At 67.3% G+C, this 20,855-nt stretch carries 25 protein-coding genes and 1 tRNA gene; 19 read left to right on the top strand and 7 right to left on the bottom strand.

What is annotated here, in order from left to right:
• Window positions 1-388: 388 nt before the first annotated feature.
• Window positions 389-1,657 carry a tetratricopeptide repeat protein gene (locus CA984_RS05195; RefSeq protein ID WP_108724530.1) on the bottom strand — a complete coding sequence of 423 codons (1,269 nt, stop codon included), beginning with the start codon at window positions 1,655-1,657 and terminating at the stop codon, window positions 389-391.
• 250 nt (window positions 1,658-1,907) lie between these two features.
• Between CA984_RS05195 and CA984_RS05190 the strand changes: the two genes are divergently transcribed.
• From CA984_RS05190 to istB, 3 genes are all read left to right on the top strand, one after another.
• Window positions 1,908-2,822, top strand: a complete 915-nt coding sequence (locus tag CA984_RS05190) for an IS982 family transposase (protein ID WP_086568732.1) — start codon at window positions 1,908-1,910, stop codon at window positions 2,820-2,822.
• 922 nt (window positions 2,823-3,744) lie between these two features.
• Window positions 3,745-4,962, top strand: coding sequence for an IS21 family transposase (gene istA / locus CA984_RS05185; RefSeq protein WP_086568729.1), 1,218 nt, complete (start codon window positions 3,745-3,747; stop codon window positions 4,960-4,962).
• Complete coding sequence (istB, locus tag CA984_RS05180; protein WP_086568727.1) at window positions 4,962-5,786, top strand: IS21-like element helper ATPase IstB; 825 nt, start codon at window positions 4,962-4,964, stop codon at window positions 5,784-5,786. Before istA ends, istB begins: the two co-directional genes overlap by 1 nt.
• A gap of 432 nt (window positions 5,787-6,218) precedes the next feature.
• Here the strand turns inward: istB and CA984_RS05175 are convergent, their stop codons facing one another.
• Window positions 6,219-6,953, bottom strand: coding sequence for a helix-turn-helix domain-containing protein (locus CA984_RS05175; protein ID WP_086568724.1), 735 nt, complete (start codon window positions 6,951-6,953; stop codon window positions 6,219-6,221).
• A gap of 161 nt (window positions 6,954-7,114) precedes the next feature.
• Between CA984_RS05175 and CA984_RS05170 the strand changes: the two genes are divergently transcribed.
• The 4 genes from CA984_RS05170 to CA984_RS05155 all read left to right on the top strand — a co-directional run bounded on the left by CA984_RS05170 (window position 7,115) and on the right by CA984_RS05155 (window position 9,044).
• The gene (locus CA984_RS05170) at window positions 7,115-7,459 is read left to right on the top strand and encodes a hypothetical protein (RefSeq protein ID WP_086568721.1); all 345 of its coding nucleotides are present in this window, start codon (window positions 7,115-7,117) and stop codon (window positions 7,457-7,459) included.
• Between the two features lie 4 nt (window positions 7,460-7,463).
• Window positions 7,464-7,937, top strand: coding sequence for a GntR family transcriptional regulator (locus CA984_RS05165; RefSeq protein WP_086568716.1), 474 nt, complete (start codon window positions 7,464-7,466; stop codon window positions 7,935-7,937).
• Between the two features lie 67 nt (window positions 7,938-8,004).
• Window positions 8,005-8,580, top strand: coding sequence for an HD domain-containing protein (locus tag CA984_RS05160; protein ID WP_242675744.1), 576 nt, complete (start codon window positions 8,005-8,007; stop codon window positions 8,578-8,580).
• A gap of 140 nt (window positions 8,581-8,720) precedes the next feature.
• The gene (locus CA984_RS05155; protein ID WP_086568711.1) at window positions 8,721-9,044 is read left to right on the top strand and encodes a putative quinol monooxygenase; all 324 of its coding nucleotides are present in this window, start codon (window positions 8,721-8,723) and stop codon (window positions 9,042-9,044) included.
• Here the strand turns inward: CA984_RS05155 and CA984_RS05150 are convergent, their stop codons facing one another.
• Together CA984_RS05150 and CA984_RS05145 are read right to left on the bottom strand one after the other, a co-directional pair.
• The gene (locus CA984_RS05150; RefSeq protein ID WP_086568708.1) at window positions 9,045-9,521 is read right to left on the bottom strand and encodes an NUDIX hydrolase; all 477 of its coding nucleotides are present in this window, start codon (window positions 9,519-9,521) and stop codon (window positions 9,045-9,047) included. It lies immediately after the preceding gene.
• 3 nt (window positions 9,522-9,524) lie between these two features.
• Window positions 9,525-10,265, bottom strand: a complete 741-nt coding sequence (locus tag CA984_RS05145; RefSeq protein WP_086568706.1) for an XRE family transcriptional regulator — start codon at window positions 10,263-10,265, stop codon at window positions 9,525-9,527.
• 153 nt (window positions 10,266-10,418) lie between these two features.
• Here CA984_RS05145 and CA984_RS05140 point away from each other — a divergent pair, with 153 nt between their 5' ends.
• Window positions 10,419-10,637, top strand: a complete 219-nt coding sequence (locus CA984_RS05140; protein ID WP_086568704.1) for a hypothetical protein — start codon at window positions 10,419-10,421, stop codon at window positions 10,635-10,637.
• Window positions 10,634-10,810 carry a hypothetical protein gene (locus tag CA984_RS45900; RefSeq protein ID WP_012895064.1) on the top strand — a complete coding sequence of 59 codons (177 nt, stop codon included), beginning with the start codon at window positions 10,634-10,636 and terminating at the stop codon, window positions 10,808-10,810. The genes CA984_RS05140 and CA984_RS45900 overlap by 4 nt, the downstream gene beginning before the upstream one ends.
• A gap of 5 nt (window positions 10,811-10,815) precedes the next feature.
• Here the strand turns inward: CA984_RS45900 and CA984_RS05135 are convergent, their stop codons facing one another.
• Window positions 10,816-11,151, bottom strand: coding sequence for a GntR family transcriptional regulator (locus tag CA984_RS05135; RefSeq protein WP_086568701.1), 336 nt, complete (start codon window positions 11,149-11,151; stop codon window positions 10,816-10,818).
• A 129-nt stretch (window positions 11,152-11,280) separates the two neighbouring features.
• Between CA984_RS05135 and CA984_RS05130 the strand changes: the two genes are divergently transcribed.
• The 9 genes from CA984_RS05130 (at window position 11,281) to CA984_RS47690 (ending at window position 17,141) form a co-directional block, all read left to right on the top strand.
• Entirely contained in the window at window positions 11,281-11,634 is a 354-nt protein-coding gene (locus tag CA984_RS05130; RefSeq protein WP_086568699.1) for an SCO3933 family regulatory protein, read from the top strand.
• The gene (locus tag CA984_RS05125) at window positions 11,627-12,979 is read left to right on the top strand and encodes an FtsK/SpoIIIE domain-containing protein (RefSeq protein WP_086568697.1); all 1,353 of its coding nucleotides are present in this window, start codon (window positions 11,627-11,629) and stop codon (window positions 12,977-12,979) included. The genes CA984_RS05130 and CA984_RS05125 overlap by 8 nt, the downstream gene beginning before the upstream one ends.
• A 20-nt stretch (window positions 12,980-12,999) precedes the next feature.
• The gene (locus CA984_RS05120) at window positions 13,000-13,635 is read left to right on the top strand and encodes a DUF2637 domain-containing protein (RefSeq protein WP_086568694.1); all 636 of its coding nucleotides are present in this window, start codon (window positions 13,000-13,002) and stop codon (window positions 13,633-13,635) included.
• 14 nt (window positions 13,636-13,649) lie between these two features.
• Complete coding sequence (locus tag CA984_RS05115) at window positions 13,650-13,970, top strand: hypothetical protein (protein WP_086568692.1); 321 nt, start codon at window positions 13,650-13,652, stop codon at window positions 13,968-13,970.
• Window positions 13,960-14,100 carry a hypothetical protein gene (locus CA984_RS45895; RefSeq protein ID WP_165781108.1) on the top strand — a complete coding sequence of 47 codons (141 nt, stop codon included), beginning with the start codon at window positions 13,960-13,962 and terminating at the stop codon, window positions 14,098-14,100. Before CA984_RS05115 ends, CA984_RS45895 begins: the two co-directional genes overlap by 11 nt.
• A 98-nt stretch (window positions 14,101-14,198) precedes the next feature.
• Window positions 14,199-15,599, top strand: coding sequence for a replication initiator (locus CA984_RS05110; protein ID WP_086568689.1), 1,401 nt, complete (start codon window positions 14,199-14,201; stop codon window positions 15,597-15,599).
• Window positions 15,586-15,777, top strand: a complete 192-nt coding sequence (locus tag CA984_RS05105) for a helix-turn-helix transcriptional regulator (RefSeq protein WP_086568687.1) — start codon at window positions 15,586-15,588, stop codon at window positions 15,775-15,777. The genes CA984_RS05110 and CA984_RS05105 overlap by 14 nt, the downstream gene beginning before the upstream one ends.
• On the top strand, window positions 15,774-16,448 hold the full coding sequence (locus CA984_RS47695) for a hypothetical protein (protein ID WP_242675743.1): 675 nt from the start codon (window positions 15,774-15,776) through the stop codon (window positions 16,446-16,448). Before CA984_RS05105 ends, CA984_RS47695 begins: the two co-directional genes overlap by 4 nt.
• Window positions 16,449-16,487: 39 nt before the next feature.
• Window positions 16,488-17,141, top strand: a complete 654-nt coding sequence (locus CA984_RS47690; protein ID WP_278248984.1) for a tyrosine-type recombinase/integrase — start codon at window positions 16,488-16,490, stop codon at window positions 17,139-17,141.
• Between the two features lie 711 nt (window positions 17,142-17,852).
• Here the strand turns inward: CA984_RS47690 and CA984_RS05090 are convergent.
• Window positions 17,853-17,925: transfer RNA gene (locus CA984_RS05090), tRNA-Arg, on the bottom strand.
• Between the two features lie 1,197 nt (window positions 17,926-19,122).
• Between CA984_RS05090 and CA984_RS05085 the strand changes: the two genes are divergently transcribed.
• Entirely contained in the window at window positions 19,123-20,079 is a 957-nt protein-coding gene (locus tag CA984_RS05085; RefSeq protein WP_242675741.1) for a D-alanyl-D-alanine carboxypeptidase family protein, read from the top strand.
• 71 nt (window positions 20,080-20,150) lie between these two features.
• Here the strand turns inward: CA984_RS05085 and CA984_RS05080 are convergent, their stop codons facing one another.
• On the bottom strand, window positions 20,151-20,756 hold the full coding sequence (locus CA984_RS05080) for an RcpC/CpaB family pilus assembly protein (protein WP_242675740.1): 606 nt from the start codon (window positions 20,754-20,756) through the stop codon (window positions 20,151-20,153).
• Window positions 20,757-20,855 lie beyond the last annotated feature (99 nt).

Here is a 20,855-nt window from a genome sequence, read left to right as displayed (position 1 = left end):
GGGCTCCTCTCTGGGGGCTTGGGTTACACGAGGATCGGGATGGCTACTGTAACAATCGGACGATCACATGACTGACGATCACATGACTGACATACTCGTGCTTTGTTGGCGGCCCGCGGTCCTCGACGGAGTGTCGCCTCAGGCGTTTGATCGCGAGTAAGAGCCTGCGCGTCAGCGGGCTGACATACACGGTGCTGGAGCCACGGTGTTTCGCCCGTGAGCGTGCGCTGGCTGCCCGGCGAGGACTTTCACCCGCAGCCGTACAAGCAGCTCGCTGCCTCCAACGTCGCCGAGGGCCAGCACGACGAGGCTCGTGCCGGCATGTACGCGAAGGAACGGCGTCAGCAGCGGGCGCGGGTGGCCTTAGATCGGAGCAGTAGCGCCGCATCTAAGCAGGGCCCGATGCAATGTCCCCTTCCAAACCCTCCATCGAGTTCGGGTCAACGGTCGCCACTACTTGAGGGCAAGTCTCCCGAGTATCGTCCATGTTCTCCTGCTCTTGGAGCAGGAGATTCAGGTGGTATGCCGCCGCGGGGGCGTAATCCGGGTGGCCGGAGTCGATGGCGTGCTGGAAGGCGGCGAGTGCGCTGTCTGCGTCGCCCTGTTCCATAAGCAGGACGCCCAGGCTGAACGCCGCAATGGGGCTTTCTTCGGGTCGATCGGAGTCGATGGCGTGCTGAAAGGCGGCCTGTGCGCCAGCTGGGTCGCCCTGTTCCATGAGCAGGACGCCCAGGCTGAATGCTGCTGCGGGTGCGTGGTCGGGTTGGCCGGAGTCGATGGCGTGCTGGTATGCGGCCTGTGCGCCAGCTGGGTCGCCTTGCTCGTCCAGCAGGAGGCCCAGGTGGACTGCTGCTTTGGGTGCGTGGTCGGGGTGGCCGGAGTCGATAGCGAGTTGGAAGGCGGTGCGTGCGCCGTCTGTGTCGTTTAGCTGCGAGAGCAGGAGACCTAGGTGGACCGCCGCAAGGGGGCTTTCTTCGGGCTGGCTGGAGTCGATGGCGCGCTGGTAGGAGGTGCGTACGCCGTCTGTGTCGCCCTGTTCCATGAGCAGGAGGCCCAGATGGACCGCTGCTTTGGGTGCGTGGTCGGGCTGGCTGGAGTCGATGACGTGCTGGAAGGCGGCCTGTGCGCCGTCTGTGTCGTCCCATTTCATGAGCAGGATGCCCAGGTTGTACGCTGCCGTGGGACCGTGGTCGGGGTGGCCGGAGTCGATGGCGTGCTGGTAGGCGGCGCGGGCGCCGTCTGCGTCGCCCTGTTCTTGGAGCAGGAGGCCCAGGTTGTACGCTGCCGTGGGACCGTGGTCGGGGTGGCCGGAGTCGATGGCGTGCTGGTAGGCGGCGCGGGCGCCGTCTGTGTCGCCCTGTTCTTGGAGCAGGATGCCTAGACCGCATGCCGCCATGGATGCTTGATCAGGTTGCGTAGAAGTGATTGCCTTACGAAATGCCGTAATTGCGTGGTCGGTGTGCTGGCGATCATAGGCAGCGAAACAGATGTCTAGGGCATCTCGTGGAGTGATGAAGTCAAGCAATTCTGGCCAAAGTTCGACGGGAATGGGCCGAGGCGCGTGGTCGGTGCCTTCATCGGCGGAGACCACATGGTCCAGCGCGTCCCATCCATCCTGCCCACTCGTGGTAATGACGGTTCGAGTGAGTAGAGCCACTTGAGAAGCAACTGGTACCGCAGCCTATTGAGTCAAGCCGGTGTTGTATTGCTCAGTAGAGGCGGGCATTCCGACCTGGACCATGGGTAGATATACGGCAAACAGGCGACGCAGCTCAGAGTCGGATATGGGCCTTTTCAAACCGGCCCGACGGCCATCTACGGCGGCCCGGACTAGACGATTGAGTCCAAGGGATAGCGGCACAGAGACATGGCCGCGGAGATAGCACGAGGGTGTCCACGCTCAGTTTGTGACGACCGAGATAGACACCCTCGCAACCGCACTCTACGTGCATGTGGACGATCTGCTGAAGGCTTCGCCGGATCTAGGCCCGTGGCGGCCGAGGGTCGGCCTGGCCCCGAAGCTGAGCGATGCCGAACTGGTCACCCTCGCGGTGATGTCGGCCCTGCTCGGGTTCACCTCCGAGCGGCGCTGGCTGCGCTATGCCCAGGCTGAACTGACCGGCATGTTTCCCTACCTGCCGGGCCAGTCCGGATACGGCAAGCGGCTGCGTAAGGCATCCGCCCTGGTCACCCGCGTGATCAGGATGCTCGGCGCCGACACCTCGTTGTGGAGCGATGATGTGTGGGTGGCCGATTCCACCCCGGTGGAGTGCGGCCGCTCCCGCGAGACGGTCAAGCGCAGCGACCTGGCCGGATGGGCGGCCTATGGCTACTGCGCCAGTCATTCCCGCTATTTCTGGGGGTTGCGGCTGCACCTGTTGTGCACGCTGGGCGGGCTGCCGGTGGCGTTCGCGCTCACCGGCGCCAAGGCCGACGAGTGCGAGACGTTGCTGGGGATGCTGGACGCCGCTCCGGAGTTGATGGCCGCCCACCCAGGTCAGACGATCATCGCTGACAAGAACTACTACGGCCGTGACTTCGAACGGGCTCTCACCGAGCGTGAGGTGCGGCTGCTGCGGCCGGCCCGCAAGGGCGAGCCCGAACGGGCCGGAGCAGCACTGTTCAAACCGTTACGGCAGACCATCGAATCGATCAACCAAACCCCTAAAGGACAGCTCGACCTGGAACGACATCGTGCACGCACCCCAGCGGGCGTCGTCATTCGCGTGCTGATCCGGGTCCTCGCGCTAACCGCCGCGATCTGGCACAACGACAAGACCGGCCAGCCGATCAAACGATCCCTGATCGCCTATGACCACTAAATGTGGCCAGACCCCTTGGACTCAATCATCTAGCTGGGGAAACTCATACACCAGCTCCGTGGACGCAACCGCTGTTGGTGGACAGCTCTGCCCGACTATGTCCGCGCATCAGTACGCACCTGACGAGCCACCATGTCGCACTAACCGTCTGGAGCGCACGACGAGCCCGATCTCTTGTATAGCCTCGCACCCAGACCCCGCCTGTTCCGCACGCGGAGGCCAGCCGCCACGTCACTCGATGGCAAGGCCCGACGTAGGAGCGCCGCTGCAGTTCCCTGAGTCGACCCCTTGCCGGGAATTGCGGCGTTGTTGCTGGTCACGGCTGCAGTATGAAACGTTCTCGGTGCGTGAGGACGTGGGGTGTCCGGTGGCAAGGTGACCCGGACCGCAGCGAAGCGAGGACCGGAAGCGCCGCGGCAGGACTAATCAGCGGATGCTGTGCGGTGTTGGCGTGGTGGACGGCGGGGTCGTAGGGGGTGCCGGTGCGCCAGCAGGCGTGGATGACGCGTAGCCATCCTCGGCCGAGGATACGCACCGCGTTCGGGTGGCGTTTGCCGCGGTCTCGGGCTCGCTGGTAGGCCTGTTCGGCCCAGGGATTGGCGTGCCGGCTGTTGTCGGCGAAGTGGGTCATGGCCTTGCAGGCGGCCCGGTTGGCGCTGTGCCGAAGCCGGCAGCGTGGACTTTGCCGCTGGCGCGGGTGACCGGGGCCATGCCGACCTCAGCGGCGATCCGATCGCAGGCCATGCACCCGCCGGGCCGAGAGGTGACAATCCTTGAAAGGGCTGCCTACCCAGGATCCCTTATTAGCCGATTGCCCCGGCCACGTACGGCGAGTACCGAAGTCGGCGATCGTGTCAACGACGCGCGAACGGTGACCCCCTGACGACGGCCGAATAGTGACCCCCTTCAGGCACTCTGGAGGGTGATCAAGGTGGAGGACTGGGCGGAGATCCGCCGGTTGTATCGAGCCGAGGCGATGCCGATCAAGGCGATCGCTCGGCATCTGGGCATCTCGAAGAACACCGTCAAACGGGCGCTGGCAGCCGACGCGCCGCCGAAGTACCAGCGGCCGAGCAAGGGATCGATCGTGGACGCGGCCGAGCCGCAGATCCGGGCGCTGCTGGCAAAGTTCCCCACCATGCCCGCGACGGTGATCGCCGAGCGGATCGGTTGGGAGCGGTCGATCACGGTTCTCAAGGACCGCATCCGTGTTCTGCGGCCGCAGTTCAAGCCCGTCGACCCGGCGTCGCGGACTACCTATCAAGCCGGCGAACTGGCTCAATGTGATCTGTGGTTCCCGCCGGTGAAGGTTCCGGTGGGGGCCGGGCATCTGGCGAGTCCGCCGGTGCTGGTCATGGTCAGCGGATACTCGCGGTGGATGCTGCCCTCGCGCACCGCGGGGGATCTGTTCGCCGGGCACTGGTCGCTGCTGTCGGACCTCGGCGCGGTGCCCAAGACGCTGGTGTGGGACAACGAGTCCGCGATCGGCCAGCGGCGGGGCGGCAAGGCGCAGCTCACCGCGGACGCCAACGCCTTTCGCGGAGCACTGGGAGTGGGCATCACGCAGTGCCGGCCGGGCGATCCCGAGGCCAAGGGTCTGGTCGAGCGGGCCAACGGCTATCTGGAGACCTCCTTTCTGCCCGGCCGCACCTTTTCCTGCCCGCAGGACTTCAACACCCAGCTGGCCGACTGGCTCCCCATGGCCAACGAGCGCCATCACCGGCGCATCCAGTGCCGCCCGCTCGATCGGCTGCGTGCCGATCTGGCGGCGATGGTGGCGTTGCCGCCCATCGCTCCACTCCTCGGCTGGCGCACCTCGACCCGGCTGGCACGCGACCACTACGTGCGCATCGCCTCGTGTGACTACTCGGTCCACCCCTCGGTGATCGGCCGCCTGGTGGAGGTGATCGCCGATTTGGAGGAGGTCACGGTGACCTGCGGCGGGCAGGTGGTGGCCCGCCACCGGCGGTGCTGGGCGCCGCACCAGACCATCACCGATGCGCTGCACGCGCAGGTGGCCGCCGCGATGCGCCGCACCTGCCTGCGCACCGCCACTGCCCCGGCCAAAGCCGAGGTTGAGGTCGAGCAGCGCCGGCTGAGTGACTACGACGCGCTGCTCGGCATCGAGGGAGTGGCGTGATGGCCGCAACCACCACGAACACCACCGCGAACACCACCGCGACCAGCGGGCGCAACCTCGCGGCCGAACTGGCCTATCTGACCCGGGTGCTCAAAGCTCCGTCTTTGGCGGCATCCATTGATCGGCTGGCCGAGCGGGCCAGGACCGAGTCATGGACGCATGAGGAGTTCCTGGCCGCTTGCCTGCAGCGTGAGGTCGCCGCCCGGGACTCACACGGTGGTGAGGCCCGGATCCGGTTCGCTCGCTTCCCGGCCCGCAAAGCGTTGGAAGACTTCGATTACGACCACCAGCGTTCCCTTAAACGCGAGGTCATCGCGCATCTGGGCACGCTGGACTTCGTCATGGCCAAGGACAACGTGGTCTTCCTCGGCCCGCCCGGGACCGGCAAGACGCATCTGTCCATCGGCTTGGGGATCCGGGCCTGTCAGGCCGGTCATCGGGTCGCGTTCGCCACCGCCGCTCAATGGGTGGCCCGGCTGGCCGAGGCTCATGCCGCCGGCACGCTGCAGGCCGAGCTGATCAAGCTGTCTCGGATCCCGGTGCTGATCGTGGACGAGGTCGGCTACATCCCTTTCGAACCCGAGGCGGCCAATTTGTTCTTCCAGCTGGTCTCCAGCCGTTATGAGCGGGCCAGCCTGATCGTCACCAGCAACAAACCCTTCGGACGCTGGGGAGAGGTGTTCGGCGACGATGTCGTCGCCGCCGCGATGATCGACCGCCTGGTCCATCATGCCGAAGTCATCAGCCTCAAGGGAGACAGCTACCGCCTCAAAAACCGTGACCTCGGCCGCGTGCCAGCGGCCAATCCCAGCAACGACCAGTAACAATCAAGTACACGACAGGGGTCAGTTTTCATCTGCCGATAGGGGGTCACAGTTCGAACGGCGTCGACAGATCGTCCCGCCTCAGCCATCCACGATCGCTCAAGACCTTCAGGCGCAGTGCGTACCAAGGCTTCATGCGAAGCCAGTTCCTCTTCCTGCGCTCAACGCCCGGCCGGGACTTGCGGGGCGAAACGTCTTCCTAGCTCGCGCCAGTGGCTGTAAAGCTCCCGCCGCTATCGATGCCCGTGATGACCTTCGACTGGTCCAGTCTAGGTCCCCACTGTGAGGTCAGGCGCGTGGGCGGCGCTGGTCGCGACCGGCCGAAGAGCCGCAGCGCGGCCAGCGACCGCCCGACGCGCGGCAGGCCGCCGCAGGCGGGCTGCCCTTGAAGACGAGTATATAAGTTTCTTTCGATCTTGCTGGTCGTACTCGTCAAGCCTTCTGAACTGGGGCTTCGGCACCCATCCAGACGCGTTCGAAGCTGTCGAGGTAGGTCGTCGCTGAGCTGTCGGCTTGGCTGTGTGTCAGGTAGATGACGGGGGCCTCGGGTGCTCGGGTGCCGTAGGCGTGGAGGTTGACCAGCAGTTCGTCGTCCGCGCGGTAGATGGAGTTGTAGAGCACTGTGCGGTGCAAACGGATCTCGACTCCCTTAACCCCTCGGAGCGGTCGGTAGAGGGTGAGGGCGTTGCGGACTCGGGCGGCCATGACGTCGCCGCCGATGCCTTCTTCGACTCCGCGGGCTGCCACATGCGGGCTGTCGGGATCGCCGAGCAGGATGCGCACCCTCACCCCGGTCTGCGCTCGCTCGGCCAAGATGCGCAGTAGCCCGGCGTCCTCGGCGAGGAACAGCCCGCTGTAGACGAGGATGCCGATCTCCTTGTTCGCGGACTCGAAGAACGTGCGCCAGGTGTCCGCCGGCACGGCCCAGCGGTGCGGATAGACGGCTTTGATCTCGGTGGAGAGACCTCGGCGCTGGCGCATCGCTTCGGGCCACAGGTCGTCCTCGTCAACGTGGAGGAGGTCGGCGACGGCCAGGCGATGGCGGGGGTGCGGGACCCGACCGCCCAGCCAGCGGCTCACGGTTTTGGGGTCGACGGCCAGATGGGTGGCGACGTCGAGGGGTTGTATCCGTGCTCGGATGAGGGCGTGGCGAAGGTTCTCGTTCATGGGGGCGCCTTCCGTGGCAGGGGCACTGCCTGCGACGCTAACATAAAACGTCCCTAGACGTCCCCTAGTTGTGGTGTTAGGAAAAGACCGCGCGGACGAAGCTCGTCGGCACGGGGTCCAGCATCCGGACCTTGCCCTCCACGCCGACGGGAGTTCACCGCATGACGACTGCACGGGAGCGACAGCGCGCCTACCAGCAAGACCTTCTCACCGCTCTGGAGATCGAACTCCGGCCGCATGAGACCACCACGGTCCTGATCGTGGACGGCGGCGGGCAGCCCTGCCTGGAGGTCGTCGACCGTCACTTCCGGACCCGGCGCGTGTACGTGCAGATGGCGTTCCACTGGTTCTACTGGGGTGATCAGCACGACGAGCGGACCTCGTCCCTGCATCTGCTGAAGGCCGCCGAGCGGATCGCCGCTGCCGCGCGCGAAGGCTGGCGCGAGGGCGAACAGGGAGTACTCAGCGTCAACGTGGGCAAGATCGCAGACGCGTACCGCGGCTGATCCGATGAGAGCCGCCACGAGTCGATGGCTGACCGGCGGGCTGGTCTACCGCCAGCTCGCCGACCGCATCCGCGCCCAGATCACCGCTGGCGAGTATCCCCGAGGAAGCACCCTGCCCTCAGAACCAGTCCTGGCCGAGCGCTTCCGCGTAGCCCGCAGTACCGTCCGGCGCGGCCTAGCGCTATTGGAGGGCGAGGGGCTGATCACCGCGCTGCCCGGCAGGGGGCGCGTGGTCAACGACCCCGACCAGGAGACGGGTCCGGCCTACCGGTATCAGGTGATCGCGAATGACCTGCGGGAGCAGATCCGTACCGGGGCCCTCGTAGCCGGCGCCAGGCTGCCGAGCGAGATGGCCTTGCGCAGACACCACGGAGCCTCGCGTAACACGGTCCGCCAAGCTCTCGACGAGCTGAGACACGAGGGGCTGATCGTGGTAGCGCACGGCAAGGGCCGATTTGTTCGATTCGCGCCAGACTGAGACGTCTTGAGACGTCTCGTCCGCAACTCTGGATTCACTTCAGGGACCGGCATCTATGGTGAACCGCATGGGACAAGCTGAGTGGGCGCGTGACCTGGCCCGCCACCTCCTTGCCGAGCCACTGCCGCGCCGGTGGGCGCACACGCAAGGGGTGGCCGCACGCGCCGAATCGCTGGCGCCGATCCTCGGGGAGGAGTCCGACCTGCTGACCGCCGCGGCCTGGCTGCACGACATCGGGTATGCGCCCGAGCTGGTCGACACCGGCTTCCACCCGCTTGATGGCGCCCGCTACCTACGCGACGTCCACCAGGCCGACGACAAACTCGTCCGGCTGGTCGCGCATCACTCGTGTGCAATCTATGAGGCGACCGAGCGCGGCCTGCTGGAGGCACTCAACGCCGAGTTCGACCAGGAACGGCCCGAGTTGGTGGAGGCGCTGACCTACTGCGATATGACCACCAGCCCGGACGGGATCCCTCTGGACGTCGACGTACGGCTCGCGGAGATCCACTCCCGCTACGGCCCCGAACATCTGGTCAGCCGGTCGATCGCCAACGCGACTCCGTGCATCACCTCGGCCGTGCGGGCGGTGCAGGCCGCGCTGGCTGACGGCGCTCTGTCAGATGGCTGGGACGGCCGCTGACGGCAGGCCGGGCCCAGGACGCCCTGACGGCTGGCCAGCTGGGCTCTCGCTTATCGTGGTCATGGCGCCGCGTGCCTGTCCCGCGCGGCACCCGTACGCGGAGAGTACGCACCCTTCAGCACAGCGAAAGAAACCAACTCATGATCTTCATTGCCGTCAAGTTCACTGTCCGTCCCGAGCGGAGCGAGGAATGGCTCTCGCTCGTTGACGACTTCACCCGGGCCACTCGGCAGGAGCCGGGTAACGTCTTCTTCGAGTGGTCCAGGAGTGTCGAGACGCCCAACCAGTTCGTCCTGCTTGAGGCGTTCGCCTCATCTGCGGCGGGCGAGGCTCACGTGGGCTCCGAGCACTTCAAGACCGCCATGGCGTGGATGCCCGAGGTGATCGCGAAGACGCCGGAGATCATCAACGTGGAGGTGCCTGGCGAGGGCTGGTCGCAGATGGCGGAACTGACGCCGGCCTAGCTAGCCGATGTGCGGCCCGGCGGCCTCGGCCAGGAAATGCCCGATCCGCAGTCGCATCGAGCGGTCCATCAGCAACGAGTCGACCTCATCACGGGGCACCCATCGCACTTCGCGGGACTCGTCGCTCGGCGTCGGCTCTCCGTCGATGGCTCGGCCGGTGAGCACGATGGAGAACTCCTGGCGGGCCTCGCCGTTTGAGGTGTAGAGGATCACATGACGGGGGTCGGTGTAGGTGCCGACCAGGCCGGTGATTTCACACGTGATGCCGGTCTCCTCCAGCGTCTCCCGGATGGCCGCCTGCGGCAGGGACTCGCCGAGGTCGATGGCTCCACCTGGAACGGCCCAGTTGCCGTTGTCCGTGCGGCAGATCATGAGGATGTCCCCGGCGTCGTTGGTGACCACGACGTTCACCGAGGGGACGAGACTGTTGGGCGCGGGCGCCTCAGGGTCGTCGTAGAAGTCGATGCGGCGGGCCATGACTCAGGACTCTACGGGGGTGGCGCCGGCCCAGACGGCTTCGAAGCTGTCGGTGTAGGTCGAGACCATGTCCCCGCCCACTATCTTGCGCAGGTGCATGACCGGGGCGTCGGCGGCGAACTTGCCGTAGATGTGGGTGTTGACGAGAAGTTGGTCGTCTCCGCGGTAGATGGAGTTGTACAGGATGGTGTGGTGCAACCGGATCTCGATGCCCTCGACCTGCTGTAGCGGCCGGTAGAGCATCAGGGCCATCCGGGTCTGCGCGGCCATGCCGTCGCCGACGCCTTCGTCCGCGCCGCGCTGGGCGACTTCGAGCGCGTCCGGGTTGCCGAGCAGGATACGGACCCGCACACCGGCCTTGGCCTTCTCGGCGAAGGTGCGCATGATGCCGGTGTCCTGGGCGATGAAGATGCCGCTGTAGACCAGTACGCCGATCTCCTCCTGGGCTGCAGAGAACAGACGTCCCCAGGTGTCCTTGGGTACGGCCCAGCGGTGCGGGTAGACGGTGACGAGTTCGCTGCCGGAGACGGCGGCGGCCTGTTTGGGGGTCAGCGCGTCCGGCCACAGGTAGGCCTCTTCCACGCCGAGGAGTTTGGCGACCGCGAATCTGTGCTTTCGGTACGGTATGCGACCTTGGGTGATCCACCGCTCCACGGTCTTGGCATCGACCCGGACGGCTTCAGCCAGCGCGTCGACGGTGGTGCCGTGTTCGAGAAGGGCTACCCGTAGCCGCTCGTTCGCCATCTCACCTGCCCGTAGAGGGGACGTCCGGGGACCTGGCAATCGTAGACCGGACGTCCTGAACATGTCCCATCCTGTAGTGATCACGTCCTGACTCTTTGTCGCACTCTCGGTATCGCAAGGCACCACCGGCAGCGACCGAGAGGAGAGTCGACAGTGATCAATTACATCAAGCCGATCGACGAGACCCCCATCTGCGAGTGCGGCGCGGCCCTGGAGCGGGGGCGATTCCGCTGCCTCAAGTGCCAGGCCCGGGACCGGTGGGTGAGGCGTCAGGCGGCCAAGCGCAGGACGGTCGGCAAGAGGAGCGGGCAGACCCGGCGTCCGGCCAACCGTCCGCGCGGCATCGTCGAGGCGGGGGTGATCTGGACGTGACCGCGATCCCGTTGATCATCGGCCTCGTGCTCAGTGTGACCGTAGCCGTCGGCTACGTGCTCGTCCTGGTCGGGATGCGCCAGGAGGACCGGCGGATGCGCCTGGGCGACATCCCGCCGAGCAGGGCGGCGGGTCTGGCCCGGCGGGTCACCGGCTGCCACGTACGGGGATGAGCGCGCTACTCGCGCTCGGCGAGCCTGGATTCCACCCGTTCCAATCGCGCAGACAGATCCTGCAGCGTGGCGCGGATCTCGGTGAGCTCATCGGAGGCTGGCGGGGCCGGGGCGGCGTTCTCACGGACATAGACGCCCTTGCCTTGCTGGCCGATGACCAGCCCTTCGGCCCGTAGGACCCCAACAGCCAGCTTCACCACGCTCAGCGAGGCGTCATACGTCGTCGCGAGCTGGGTCGTGGAGGGCAGCGGGTCACCAGGGGCGAGGGAACCGCGCCGGATCTGCTCGCGCAGGTCATCGGCGATCTGCAGGTAGCCGGGCCGCCCGGTGTTCTTGACCATCCGCCCCATCTTCCGTCGCGCGTGCTCCCTAGTTCAGCACAAAGACGCGACCAAGCCAACTACGAGAACGTTGACAACCAGGCTAACTAGGTTGACTATGTTGACCGAGACGAACAAGGAGGTCTACTCATGCGCACCATCCCGATCCCCGTCGACACCCACCGGCTCCGCTTCACCTGCGTCAAAGCCGCCCGTCCCCGCGTCGTCGACCAGGACACCGGCAAGATCAAGACCGACAAGGACGGCAACAAGGTCTACGAGTCCGTCCTGCTCGCCGAGGACGAGTTCGGCCGGATCGAACTGGTGAAGGTCGGAACCTCCGGAGAACCACCGATAGCGCCCGGTCAGGACGTCGTACCGACCGGCATGGTCGGCTACGTCTGGGAGATCCCGCAGAACGGCACCTCCCGCTGGGGCATCAGCTACAAGGCGGCCTCGATCGTCCCCGTCTCCGGAAAGCCAGGAGGAGGCGGGGATGCCTGAGTCCCTGCGGCTGCTGCTTCTCACCCTGGCCTGCACGCTGGTCGTGCTCTGGACCTGGCAGCGCTTCCATCACCGCTCCTTCTGGCCGGTGGCCGGCTACCCGCTCACCGCGCTCAGCGTCCGAGCCTCCTGGCGCAAAGTCGCCCTCGGCTGCGGCCTGACCAAGAAACGGGCGCGCTGGGCCTTCACCCTCACCCCCGGCGCGCTGATCTCCACCGGCACCGTGAAGGTACGACGACGCTTCCGCCGGGTCGCCGTCGACACCACACCCTGGATGTGGCTGCCCCTGCCGACCCGGCACGGCTGGCGCGTCACCCTCCACCTGCTGGAGGGGCAGATCCCCGACGACTACAGCCAAGCCGCTGAACGCCTCGCGCACTCCTGGAGCGTGCACGCCGTCCGGGTCTCGTCCCCACGTCCCGGACGGGTCGTCCTGGCCGCCACCATCCGAGATCCACTCGTCCGGGTCGACAGGCTGCCGCCGTCCGACGAGCTGCTCAAGGTCACCGTAGGCCGTCTGGAGACAGGCAAACCCTGGGTGATCGACTTTCGAATCGTCCCGCACTGGCTCAACGCCGGGGCCACACAGTCCGGCAAGTCCAACCTCGCCAACGCCCTGCTCGTCGGGCTGGCTCCGCAACCAGTCGCGCTGGTCGGCTTCGACCTCAAGGGCGGGGTGGAGTTCACCCCGTACGGCTGCCGCCTGTCGGCGCTGGCCACCACCCGCGCTGAATCGGTCGACCTGCTCGACGGCCTGGTGGCGCTCATGCTCGATCGAATGAGCCTGTGCCGTACGGCGGGCGCCCGCAACCTCTGGCAGCTTCCCCCGGCGGTGCAGCCGGTTCCCGTCGTGGTCCTGGTCGACGAGCTGGCCGAGCTCTACCTGATGGCTGACAAGTCCGAGAAAGACGAGATCGCTAAAACCTCCACCGCTCTCCTGCGGGTGGCCCAGCTCGGGCGGGCGTTCGGGATCTATCTGTTCTGCTGCGGCCAGCGGATCGGCTCCGACCTCGGACCCGGGGTCACCGCGCTGCGTGCCCAGTGTTCGGGGCGGATCTGCCATCGGGTCAACGATCCCGAGACCGCGACCATGACCCTTGGCGACCTCGACCCGGCCGCCCTGGTCTCCGCCCGCGCGATCGCCGCCGAGACGCCCGGCGTCGCGATCGTCACCTCTCAGGACGGCCAGTGGTATCGGGCCCGCTCCTTCCACGTCTCCGAGCAGGCCGCGGAACACGCCGCCCGGATGTACGCCGACCTCACCCCGCCCTGGACCGAGATCACCGCAGGCGTGCACGCCTGCGAGGTCACCGAATCCGACCTGACCGAACTGCTCAACGCCTGAGCTGCTGAAAGGGGGACACGATGCGACGCCTTGCCCGCAGGCTGCTCGACTCTGGGCCGATCCTGGTTCTGGCCGCTATCGCGGGTGCCGGATCGTTCACCCACATCCGCGACACCGCCACCGAGCACGGCCAGTCCGGCTGGATGGCCTGGGCGGTCGCCGTATGCGTCGACCTGACCTGTGTCATGGCCGCCCGCGAGCGTCAGCGTGACAAGCAGACCGGACGCCTCCGGGACGGCCGGATCTCCTGGCCGACCCTCGTCCTGGTCGCCGGGATCGTCCTGTCCCTGGCCGCCAACCTCAACCAAGCTGATCCGTCCCCGTGGGGGTGGATCACCGCCGCGACCCCGGCCGGCGCCTTCCTCGTCGCGGTCTCCATGCTGGAACGCCGCGCCTCGGCTCCCCGCCCCAAGCCGTCCCCAGCACCGCCCTCCGTCCCGGAGGTCGCCGCCGAACCGGTTCCCACGCCTGTCCCCGTTGAACAGGACGGGCCGTCCTCAGAGCTCCTCGACTACGCCCGACGTGTGGCCGAGGAATACCAGACCGCGCAGGGCAGGCCGATCAGCCGCGACACCCTGCGCGCCCGTCTGGGCGTGTCCCACCAACTGGCCTCCGACCTGCTGCGCCACCTGCGCATCGCGTCGGACGCCCTGTGAAAGGAGAACCACCCATGTCCACCGACACCGAGCGCCGTACCGCCTTCATCCACGGCCTTCGGGATCTGGCCGCCTTCATGGAGACCACTCCCGCTGTCCCCGTCCCGACCGACCCGACGATCATCACCTACTACCCCGAGCAGAGCACCGACACCGGCCTGCGCGCCGAGGTCGACCGGATCGCCGCGCTGTTCGGCACGAAGGTCGACCCCCGGCTGTTGCCACACGGGCTCTACACCGCCGCCCGATGCTTCGGGCCGATCCACTTCGAGGTGACGGCGATCCTCGCCGCAGCCCGGGACGGCGCCGCCGGCGAACCACCCCATGGTTTCTGACCCGCCCGATGAGCAGGTGACCTCGGTCACGATCTCGCCCAAGCGGTGGCGGTGCTGCCACTGCGGCGGCACCGGAGTCGGCAGCTACGGCGACACCTGCGAACACTGCGACGGCCTCGGCTTCTGCTGAGACGTCGGCGCCCCCGGCCTGGCCGTACATCCGCCAAGACGCCTGCCAGGTCGGGGGCCATCCCCCCTCACCCGTACGAGTGAAAGGAGGAGACCATCTTGCCCACAACCCGCCCCAATCCGCACGCGATCGCCGGCATGATCACCCGCCTCAACGATCCCCACTACTCCCGGTGGGCCGCCCAGCTCCGCGCCACCGGCGGCTGCCGCCAACCGATCCACATGCGGGGCCGCGTCCTGCACGTCGACCGCGCCACCGGCCGGCTCCTGCACAGCTACACCACCACCGCCGAACCCGACGGCGTGCTTCGCCTACCGTGCAAGACCCGACGGGCGTCGCGCTGCCCGGCCTGTGCCGAGGTCTACCGCGCCGACACCTACCAGCTCATCCGCGCGGGCCTGGTCGGTGGCAAGGGCGTCCCCGCCTCGGTCACCGCCCACCCCTGCCTGTTCGTCACCCTCACCGCGCCGTCCTTCGGAGCCGTCCACACCTGGCGGGAGAAGAACGGCAAGACCCTGCCGTGCCACGCCCGCCGCGATGCCGAGACCTGCCCGCACGGACGGGTCATGTCCTGCACCGCCCGGCACGGCGCCGACGAGTCCTGTCTCGGGGAGCCGCTGTGCCCGGACTGCTATGACTACACCGGCAGCGTGCTGTTCAATGCGCTCGCTCCCCAGCTGTGGAAGTACGTCACCGACGCCCTCCGGCGCCGCGTCGCCAAAACCGTGGGCTTGACCCTGCGGGAGATCCGCCAGCACCTGACGATCTCCTTCGCCAAGGTCGCCGAATACCAAAAGCGCGGCGTTGTGCACTTCCACGCCGTCATCCGCCTCGACGGCCCCGACGGTCCCACCTCGCCGCCCCCGGCATGGGCCACGGCCGAGATGCTGACGCACGCCGTACAGCACGCCGTCAAAGCGGTAACCGCTACCGTCCCCGCCGCCGGTGACGACCCCGCCCGCGTCCTGCGCTGGGGACCACAGCTCGACATCCGCGAGATCACCATGGACGGCGAGCTGTCCGACCAGGCCGTGGCTGGCTACATCGCCAAGTACGCCACCAAGGCCGCCGAATGCGTCGGCACCCTGGACCGGCGCATCAACCCCCTCGACGACCTACAAGCCTTCAACCTCCGCGACCACCCCCGCCGCCTCATCGCCGAATGCCTGCGCCTGGGAGAACTCGACGAGCTGGCCGACCTTCGCCTCTCCCAGTGGGCCCACATGCTCGGCTTCCGCGGCCACTTCTCCACCCGCTCCCGGCACTACTCCACGACCATGGGCTCTATCCGCGACGAGCGTCGCGACTTCGCCCGCACCGAAGAGATCACCATCGGCCGGCTGCCCCTCTTCGCCGAGGACACCGTCCTCGTGATCGCCAACTGGGAGTACGCGGGCAAGGGTTTCTCAGTCGGTGACGCGCTTCTGGTAAGCGCTCTTACCAGAATTCCTATTGCATCACCTCCGGACTTCGGAGGTGATGCCGATGAGTCGGCGTGACGAGCTGCTGACCGTTCCCCAGGTGCTCGACGAACTGGGCGGGCTCTCGCGCCGGACGTTTTACCGCTGGCGCGAACTCGGCCACGCGCCCAAGTGCATCAAGCTGCCCAACGGAGAGATCCGCGTCTGGCGGAGCGACTTCGCGGCCTGGCTGGACACCCTCCGGGAGGCGGCGTGAACACCTCGTATGACGTGCGGATCTGGGACATCCGTCGAAACGCCTCCAGCAAAACGCCTTCGTATGTCGTCCGCTGGAAGGTCTGCGCCAAGGAGCGGTCCAAGACTTTCCGGACAAAGGCGCTCGCCGAGAATTTCGTCTCTGACCTACGGCAGGCGACCAGGAAAGGGGAAGCCTTCGACCTGGCTACCGGTCTTCCCTCGTCGATGGCCAAGCCTGTCGCTGATACTGGGCCGACCTTCTTTGGTTTTGCCCGGTCGTACATGGCGGCTCGCTGGGTGCACTCGGCTGCTCGGACCCGCGAGACGATGACGTATGCCCTGCTGTCCTTGATCCCCGCGCTGACCAAGGATCTCCCCGGCAGGCCGGATGACGAAGAACTCCGCGCGGTGCTGCGTGACTACGCCTTCCTCCCGGATAAGAGGCGCGGGGAACTGCGGCCGGAGTACAAGGCGGTGTTTGGCTGGTTGGAAGCGGCGTCCCTGCCGCTCACCGATCTACTGGAACCGGTCGTCATCCGTTCGGCTCTCGACGCGATCGCCCTTCGCTTCGATGGGGAGCCGGCGGCGGCCAACACGGTACGGCGCAAGCGGGCGGTGCTCCACCACATGATGGAATCCGCAGTTGAGCTCAAGCAGCTGCCCGCCAACCCGCTGCACGCGGTCAAGTGAAAGCCGCCGAAAGCAGCTGGGACCGTCGACCCTCGGACGGTGGTCAACCCGGTCCAAGTACGAGCGCTGCTCGATGCTGTGAGACAGGTGGGTCGGACGCGTGGTCCCCGCATGGTGGCCATGTTCGCCTGCATGTACTATGCGGCACTTCGTCCTGAGGAGGCTTCGGGGCTACGCCGCCAGAACTGTGACCTTCCCGCTGAGGGGTGGGGCTTGATCACGCTTGAGAAGGCCCGTCCGCAGGCGAACAAGCGGTGGACGAACTCGGGGGAGACCCACGACGAGCGCGGCCTCAAGCACCGGGCCGCAGATGACACCCGGGAGATCCCCATCCCTCCGGTCCTCGTCGCGACCCTTCGCGAGCACATCGAGACCTACGGCGCGGCGAAGGACGGCAGGATCTTCCGCACGAGCAAGGGCCGCCCGTTCTCCTCGTCGGCGTACTCCGCCGTCTGGCAGGGGGCTCGACGGCTCGCCCTCACTCCCGAACAGGTCGTCTCCCCGTTGGCGGCCCGGCCGTACGACCTGAGGCACGCGGCGGTCTCTCTGTGGCTCAACGCGGGTGTCCCGCCGACCGAGGTAGCCCAGCGTGCCGGCCACGGGGTGGACGTGCTTCTCCGCGTCTACGCGAAGTGCCTCGAAGGACAGCGAGATCGCGCCAACGGTCAGATCACCAAAGCTCTCGAAGACTGACAGACAGCGCTGCAGCAGAGGCCCCGGCGAACCCGGGGCCTCTCGTGTTTCTGACTATGGGCTACTTGGATTATCGGTGGCCGGTTTTCCCCTGGTGATTGCGGAGGCTCTCTGGTGTTCCGGCGTAGTTGCAGCCCCCGTATCCGCACCTGGACCAGGCGCCGCTCTGGACAGCCTCATTGGTCACGGGTCGGCCTGGCCCGTAGCCATGCTTGTGCAGTAGTTGCGGCACGGAGCCGCCGTACTCAGCGGCCAAAAGTGCAGCCTCGGCGATCTTGTCGTGCCCGCGGGCGAAGAAAGAACCGATGCCGGTCTCTTCGCCACAGCCACACCAGCACGTGCCGGTGGGGATGAGCCTGGGGAGCTTGGAAGTGGTCATGTTTTCAAGATAAGGAATCTAGAAGGTTAATCAAGGAAGGGGAACAAGATTGAGGCCTTCAGGTGACGTCCGGTAGGTCCTTCGGTCAGCCGCTGCTCGGAAAGCCGTTCTGGCGCAGAAGGTGATGGGCGCCGAGTTTCTGCATCACGAGGTGAGGGCGAAGGGGGCCGTGGATGGGGCCTTGGCCTGGCGAAACGCTCCAAAGATCATCCCGCGCATATTCCGTGAACGACGACTCAGGGCCGCTCAAGGTGGCCTACGGCTGCACAGAGGCGCATGCCGCTTCAGGGAAGAACTCCCAGGTCGGACGGCAAACCACGAGGTCAAGAGAGTGCCCCCGGCATGATTCGAACATGCGACACCCGCTTTAGGAGAGCGGTGCTCTATCCCCTGAGCTACGGAGGCAGGGGCTACATGTAAGAGTAGCGAAAATGGCGAGTGCGTGTGCGGTCGGAGGGTGGGTGATGGCTGGCGGGCGGGTTATCGCTTCGCTGAGCTGCGGTAAAAGGGTGGCAAGCGGCTGAGGATCACGGGTTTGGCGTGGCTAGTCTCACGCTCCGTGATCGAACGGCGACGGAAGCGGATCCGAGGGCATCGCGCGCTGCGGCCGTTGGTGCTGTGCGGGGCGATGCTGGCGCCCGCGCTTCTGGCGGGCGGTCTCCTCGTGGCTGAGCTTACCGGGTATGACGGGGGCCTCCGGGGGGTTGTCGCCGGGCTGGGATCTCTGGAGGGCAGGGGGACTGGAGCGCCCGCGGCGATGGCGCCTGCCCGGGACGCGGTATTCGAGCCGAGGTTGCTGCCTCCTCCCTCCTTGCCTCCCGGCTCCGAGCGTTCTCCGGGCTCCGGGCGTCCTTCCGGCTCCGAGCGGACGTATGGGGGCTGGGCGCCTCCGGCCATGGCGGATGTGCGCCGTTCGGCGGCCGATGTCGCTCCCGTGGACGTCCCCGAGGTTGTGGTGAAGGTGGTGCCCCGGCGATCCGAGCCGCCTCCGGTGAGGCGGGCGTCGCCGCAGCCGGCGCCGCGGACGGAGACCGGGTTCGGTTGCCCGGGGGAGTGGCGGGAGACCTGGCTGTGGGAGGTCTGTAAGGAGCAAGCCCGGCGAGAGGCATGAGGGCGGGGATCACAAAATGGGGTGTTCGACGCATATCGGCTGCGGGGAGTCTGGCCCGGACACTCAGCGAGCTGTAGTAGCGTGCGTGCCTGACCCAGGTCACGAGTTCGCAAACGGAGGGGTCGAACGTGCCACCTCGTCGATCAGCGGGTCTGATCGCCGTTGTCGCGACCATGACTTCCCTTTTGCCGGGGGCCGCTGCCACGCAGCGGGCGTCGGCGGAGGTCCAGCCCGTCGCCACCCGTGAGTCCGCGAGCCCTGCGGAGCTGGGTAATGGGTCCGCGAGTCTTCCCGTGCTGCGCGATGAGTCCGCGAGCCTTGCCACGCTACGTAGTGAGTCCGTGACTCCTGCTGCCCTGCGTAATGGGTCCGTGCGTCTCGCCGGGTCGCGTCACGAGTCCGCGAATCCGGCCGGGGCGCCCATCGGGTCCGCGAGCCTGGCCGGGGCGGGGCGTGAGTCCGCGAGTTCCAGCGGGCTGCCTCGTGAGCCCGTGAACCTCACCGAGCTGCGTCGTGAGGCGGAGAAGGCGTCCAAGGACCTGGAAGGCGCGACGAAGGCCCTGGAGCAGCGGCGGGCCAAGATCCAGGCGTCGCAGAAGGAGCTCACCGCCAAGCTGCGCGAGCTGCAGGCCGCGGAGAAGGCCTTCGCCCAGGTACGGCAGCCGCTGTCGGACATCGTCGGGCAGCTCTATCAGCAGTCCGCGGGCAGCGACGTGGCCCCCTTCCTGTCCGGCACGTCCAACGCGTCGGCCTTGCGGGCCATGGCAGATGTCTCCCAGCTCGTGGCCGAGCGGGATCATATCCTTCAGGAGGGCGGGCGCCTGCAGGCCGAGCGCGAGCGACTGGCCACCGAGGCGCAGGAGCTGCGGGCGAGCAACCTGCTGTCGGAGGCGCAGATGGGCGCCGAGATCGAGACGCTCAGGGCCCGTTCGGACAAGATCGTGAAATCGCTGACCCAGGCTCTGGTGAAACTGGGCGTGAAGGTCGACAAGGGCGGACAGCCCGCGGCGGGCTGCGCTCCGACCAAGGCGTTGTCGGCGAACGAGTTCGCCAACGGGCTGATCCCCAAGGCGTATCTGTGCCCGCTCCAGCAGCGGGGCAACGAGCTGCGCGGGGACGCGGCGCTGGCGTTCATCAGCCTCAACGAGGCCTACAAGAGGCAGTTCGGCAGGCCCATGTGCCTGACCGACAGCTACCGGAACCTGGCCGAGCAGCAGTCGGTCTACTACCGGCGCCCCGGCTTCGCCGCCATTCCGGGCCGTAGCAACCACGGTCTGGGACTCGCCGTCGACCTGTGCGGGGGCGTGGAGCGTTTCCGGTCGCCCCAGTTCAACTGGCTGGAGGCCAACGGCAAGAAGTTCGGCTGGTTCCACCCGAAGTGGGCCTATGTCAGCCCGTTCGAGCCCTGGCACTGGGAGTATGACCCGGAGCTGGGCTCTCTGCTCTAGCAGCCCTCACGGCGCTGCGGGCCGACGCGTCCGACGCGACTGGGATCTTATCGCCCTGAGGAATGAAGCGCTTACCTTCCGTGCGGGTTGATCGTGATCGACAGACGGCCGCCGGCCTGGGCCGAGGCCAGTTCGATGGCCTGGTCCGAGGTGGTGGCCAGCACGATGAGCGCCCCCCGGTCCGCCTCGCCCTCCGGGGTGGTGAGGACCGTGACGTCTTCGGCCACGGTCCTGGCCGGAGCCGCACCCTCCCAGGTGGAGGACGCGGCCAGGACGTCCACGACGTCGCCGGGGGACAGCAGGCGCGCGGTCTCGGGGTCGGCGACGCGGACAGGGGTGGCGACCGTCCCCGGGCCGTGGGCGGCCAGCAGGCTCGGGCCGAGGATGCGGGCGTCCGTCAGGGGTTCTCCGCGTCGCATGGGACCGGCCAGGACTCTCCCCGCGATCGCCGTACCGGGCTTCACGGCGCCGTCGGGGACGGTGTCGGGCCGCAGGGCCACCGTCTTCAGGTCGGCGGCCTCCAGTGCCCCGCTCGGAAGGTCCCTGGCCGCGGCGAGAACGGTCACCGACGCGGTGTCCGGCTTCAGCCCGATGAGGGCGCACGCCATCGCCAGGGCGGCGACGGCGGTGGCGATGAGGCGGTGACGGCGGCCGAGGAGACGGCGGAGGGCACGCATGACTGACTCCAACAGGGGAGAGCCGGGCGGCGCGGAGCCCGTGACGGGGCGCCCGCCGTACGAGGCGGGGCGGGTGGATGAAGATGCCCACCGTACGGC

The sequence above is a fragment of the Streptosporangium minutum genome, from assembly GCF_002149035.1.
Classification (GTDB): Bacteria; Actinomycetota; Actinomycetes; order Streptosporangiales; family Streptosporangiaceae; genus Streptosporangium; species Streptosporangium minutum.
The sequence above is the reverse complement of the archived record's forward strand: the minus strand, read 5'-3'. Positions and strand labels throughout refer to the sequence as shown.

Coding starts and splice junctions, on each gene's coding strand:
- istB (WP_086568727.1), top strand. CDS start 4,962: ATGGCCGCAACCACCACGAACACCACCGCGAACACCACCGCGACCAGC.
- CA984_RS05175 (WP_086568724.1), bottom strand. CDS start 6,953: ATGAACGAGAACCTTCGCCACGCCCTCATCCGAGCACGGATACAACCC.
- CA984_RS05170 (WP_086568721.1), top strand. CDS start 7,115: ATGACGACTGCACGGGAGCGACAGCGCGCCTACCAGCAAGACCTTCTC.
- CA984_RS05165 (WP_086568716.1), top strand. CDS start 7,464: ATGAGAGCCGCCACGAGTCGATGGCTGACCGGCGGGCTGGTCTACCGC.
- CA984_RS05160 (WP_242675744.1), top strand. CDS start 8,005: ATGGGACAAGCTGAGTGGGCGCGTGACCTGGCCCGCCACCTCCTTGCC.
- CA984_RS05155 (WP_086568711.1), top strand. CDS start 8,721: ATGATCTTCATTGCCGTCAAGTTCACTGTCCGTCCCGAGCGGAGCGAG.
- CA984_RS05150 (WP_086568708.1), bottom strand. CDS start 9,521: ATGGCCCGCCGCATCGACTTCTACGACGACCCTGAGGCGCCCGCGCCC.
- CA984_RS05145 (WP_086568706.1), bottom strand. CDS start 10,265: ATGGCGAACGAGCGGCTACGGGTAGCCCTTCTCGAACACGGCACCACC.
- CA984_RS05135 (WP_086568701.1), bottom strand. CDS start 11,151: ATGGTCAAGAACACCGGGCGGCCCGGCTACCTGCAGATCGCCGATGAC.
- CA984_RS05130 (WP_086568699.1), top strand. CDS start 11,281: ATGCGCACCATCCCGATCCCCGTCGACACCCACCGGCTCCGCTTCACC.
- CA984_RS05125 (WP_086568697.1), top strand. CDS start 11,627: ATGCCTGAGTCCCTGCGGCTGCTGCTTCTCACCCTGGCCTGCACGCTG.
- CA984_RS05120 (WP_086568694.1), top strand. CDS start 13,000: ATGCGACGCCTTGCCCGCAGGCTGCTCGACTCTGGGCCGATCCTGGTT.
- CA984_RS05115 (WP_086568692.1), top strand. CDS start 13,650: ATGTCCACCGACACCGAGCGCCGTACCGCCTTCATCCACGGCCTTCGG.
- CA984_RS45895 (WP_165781108.1), top strand. CDS start 13,960: ATGGTTTCTGACCCGCCCGATGAGCAGGTGACCTCGGTCACGATCTCG.
- CA984_RS05105 (WP_086568687.1), top strand. CDS start 15,586: ATGAGTCGGCGTGACGAGCTGCTGACCGTTCCCCAGGTGCTCGACGAA.
- CA984_RS05080 (WP_242675740.1), bottom strand. CDS start 20,756: ATGCGTGCCCTCCGCCGTCTCCTCGGCCGCCGTCACCGCCTCATCGCC.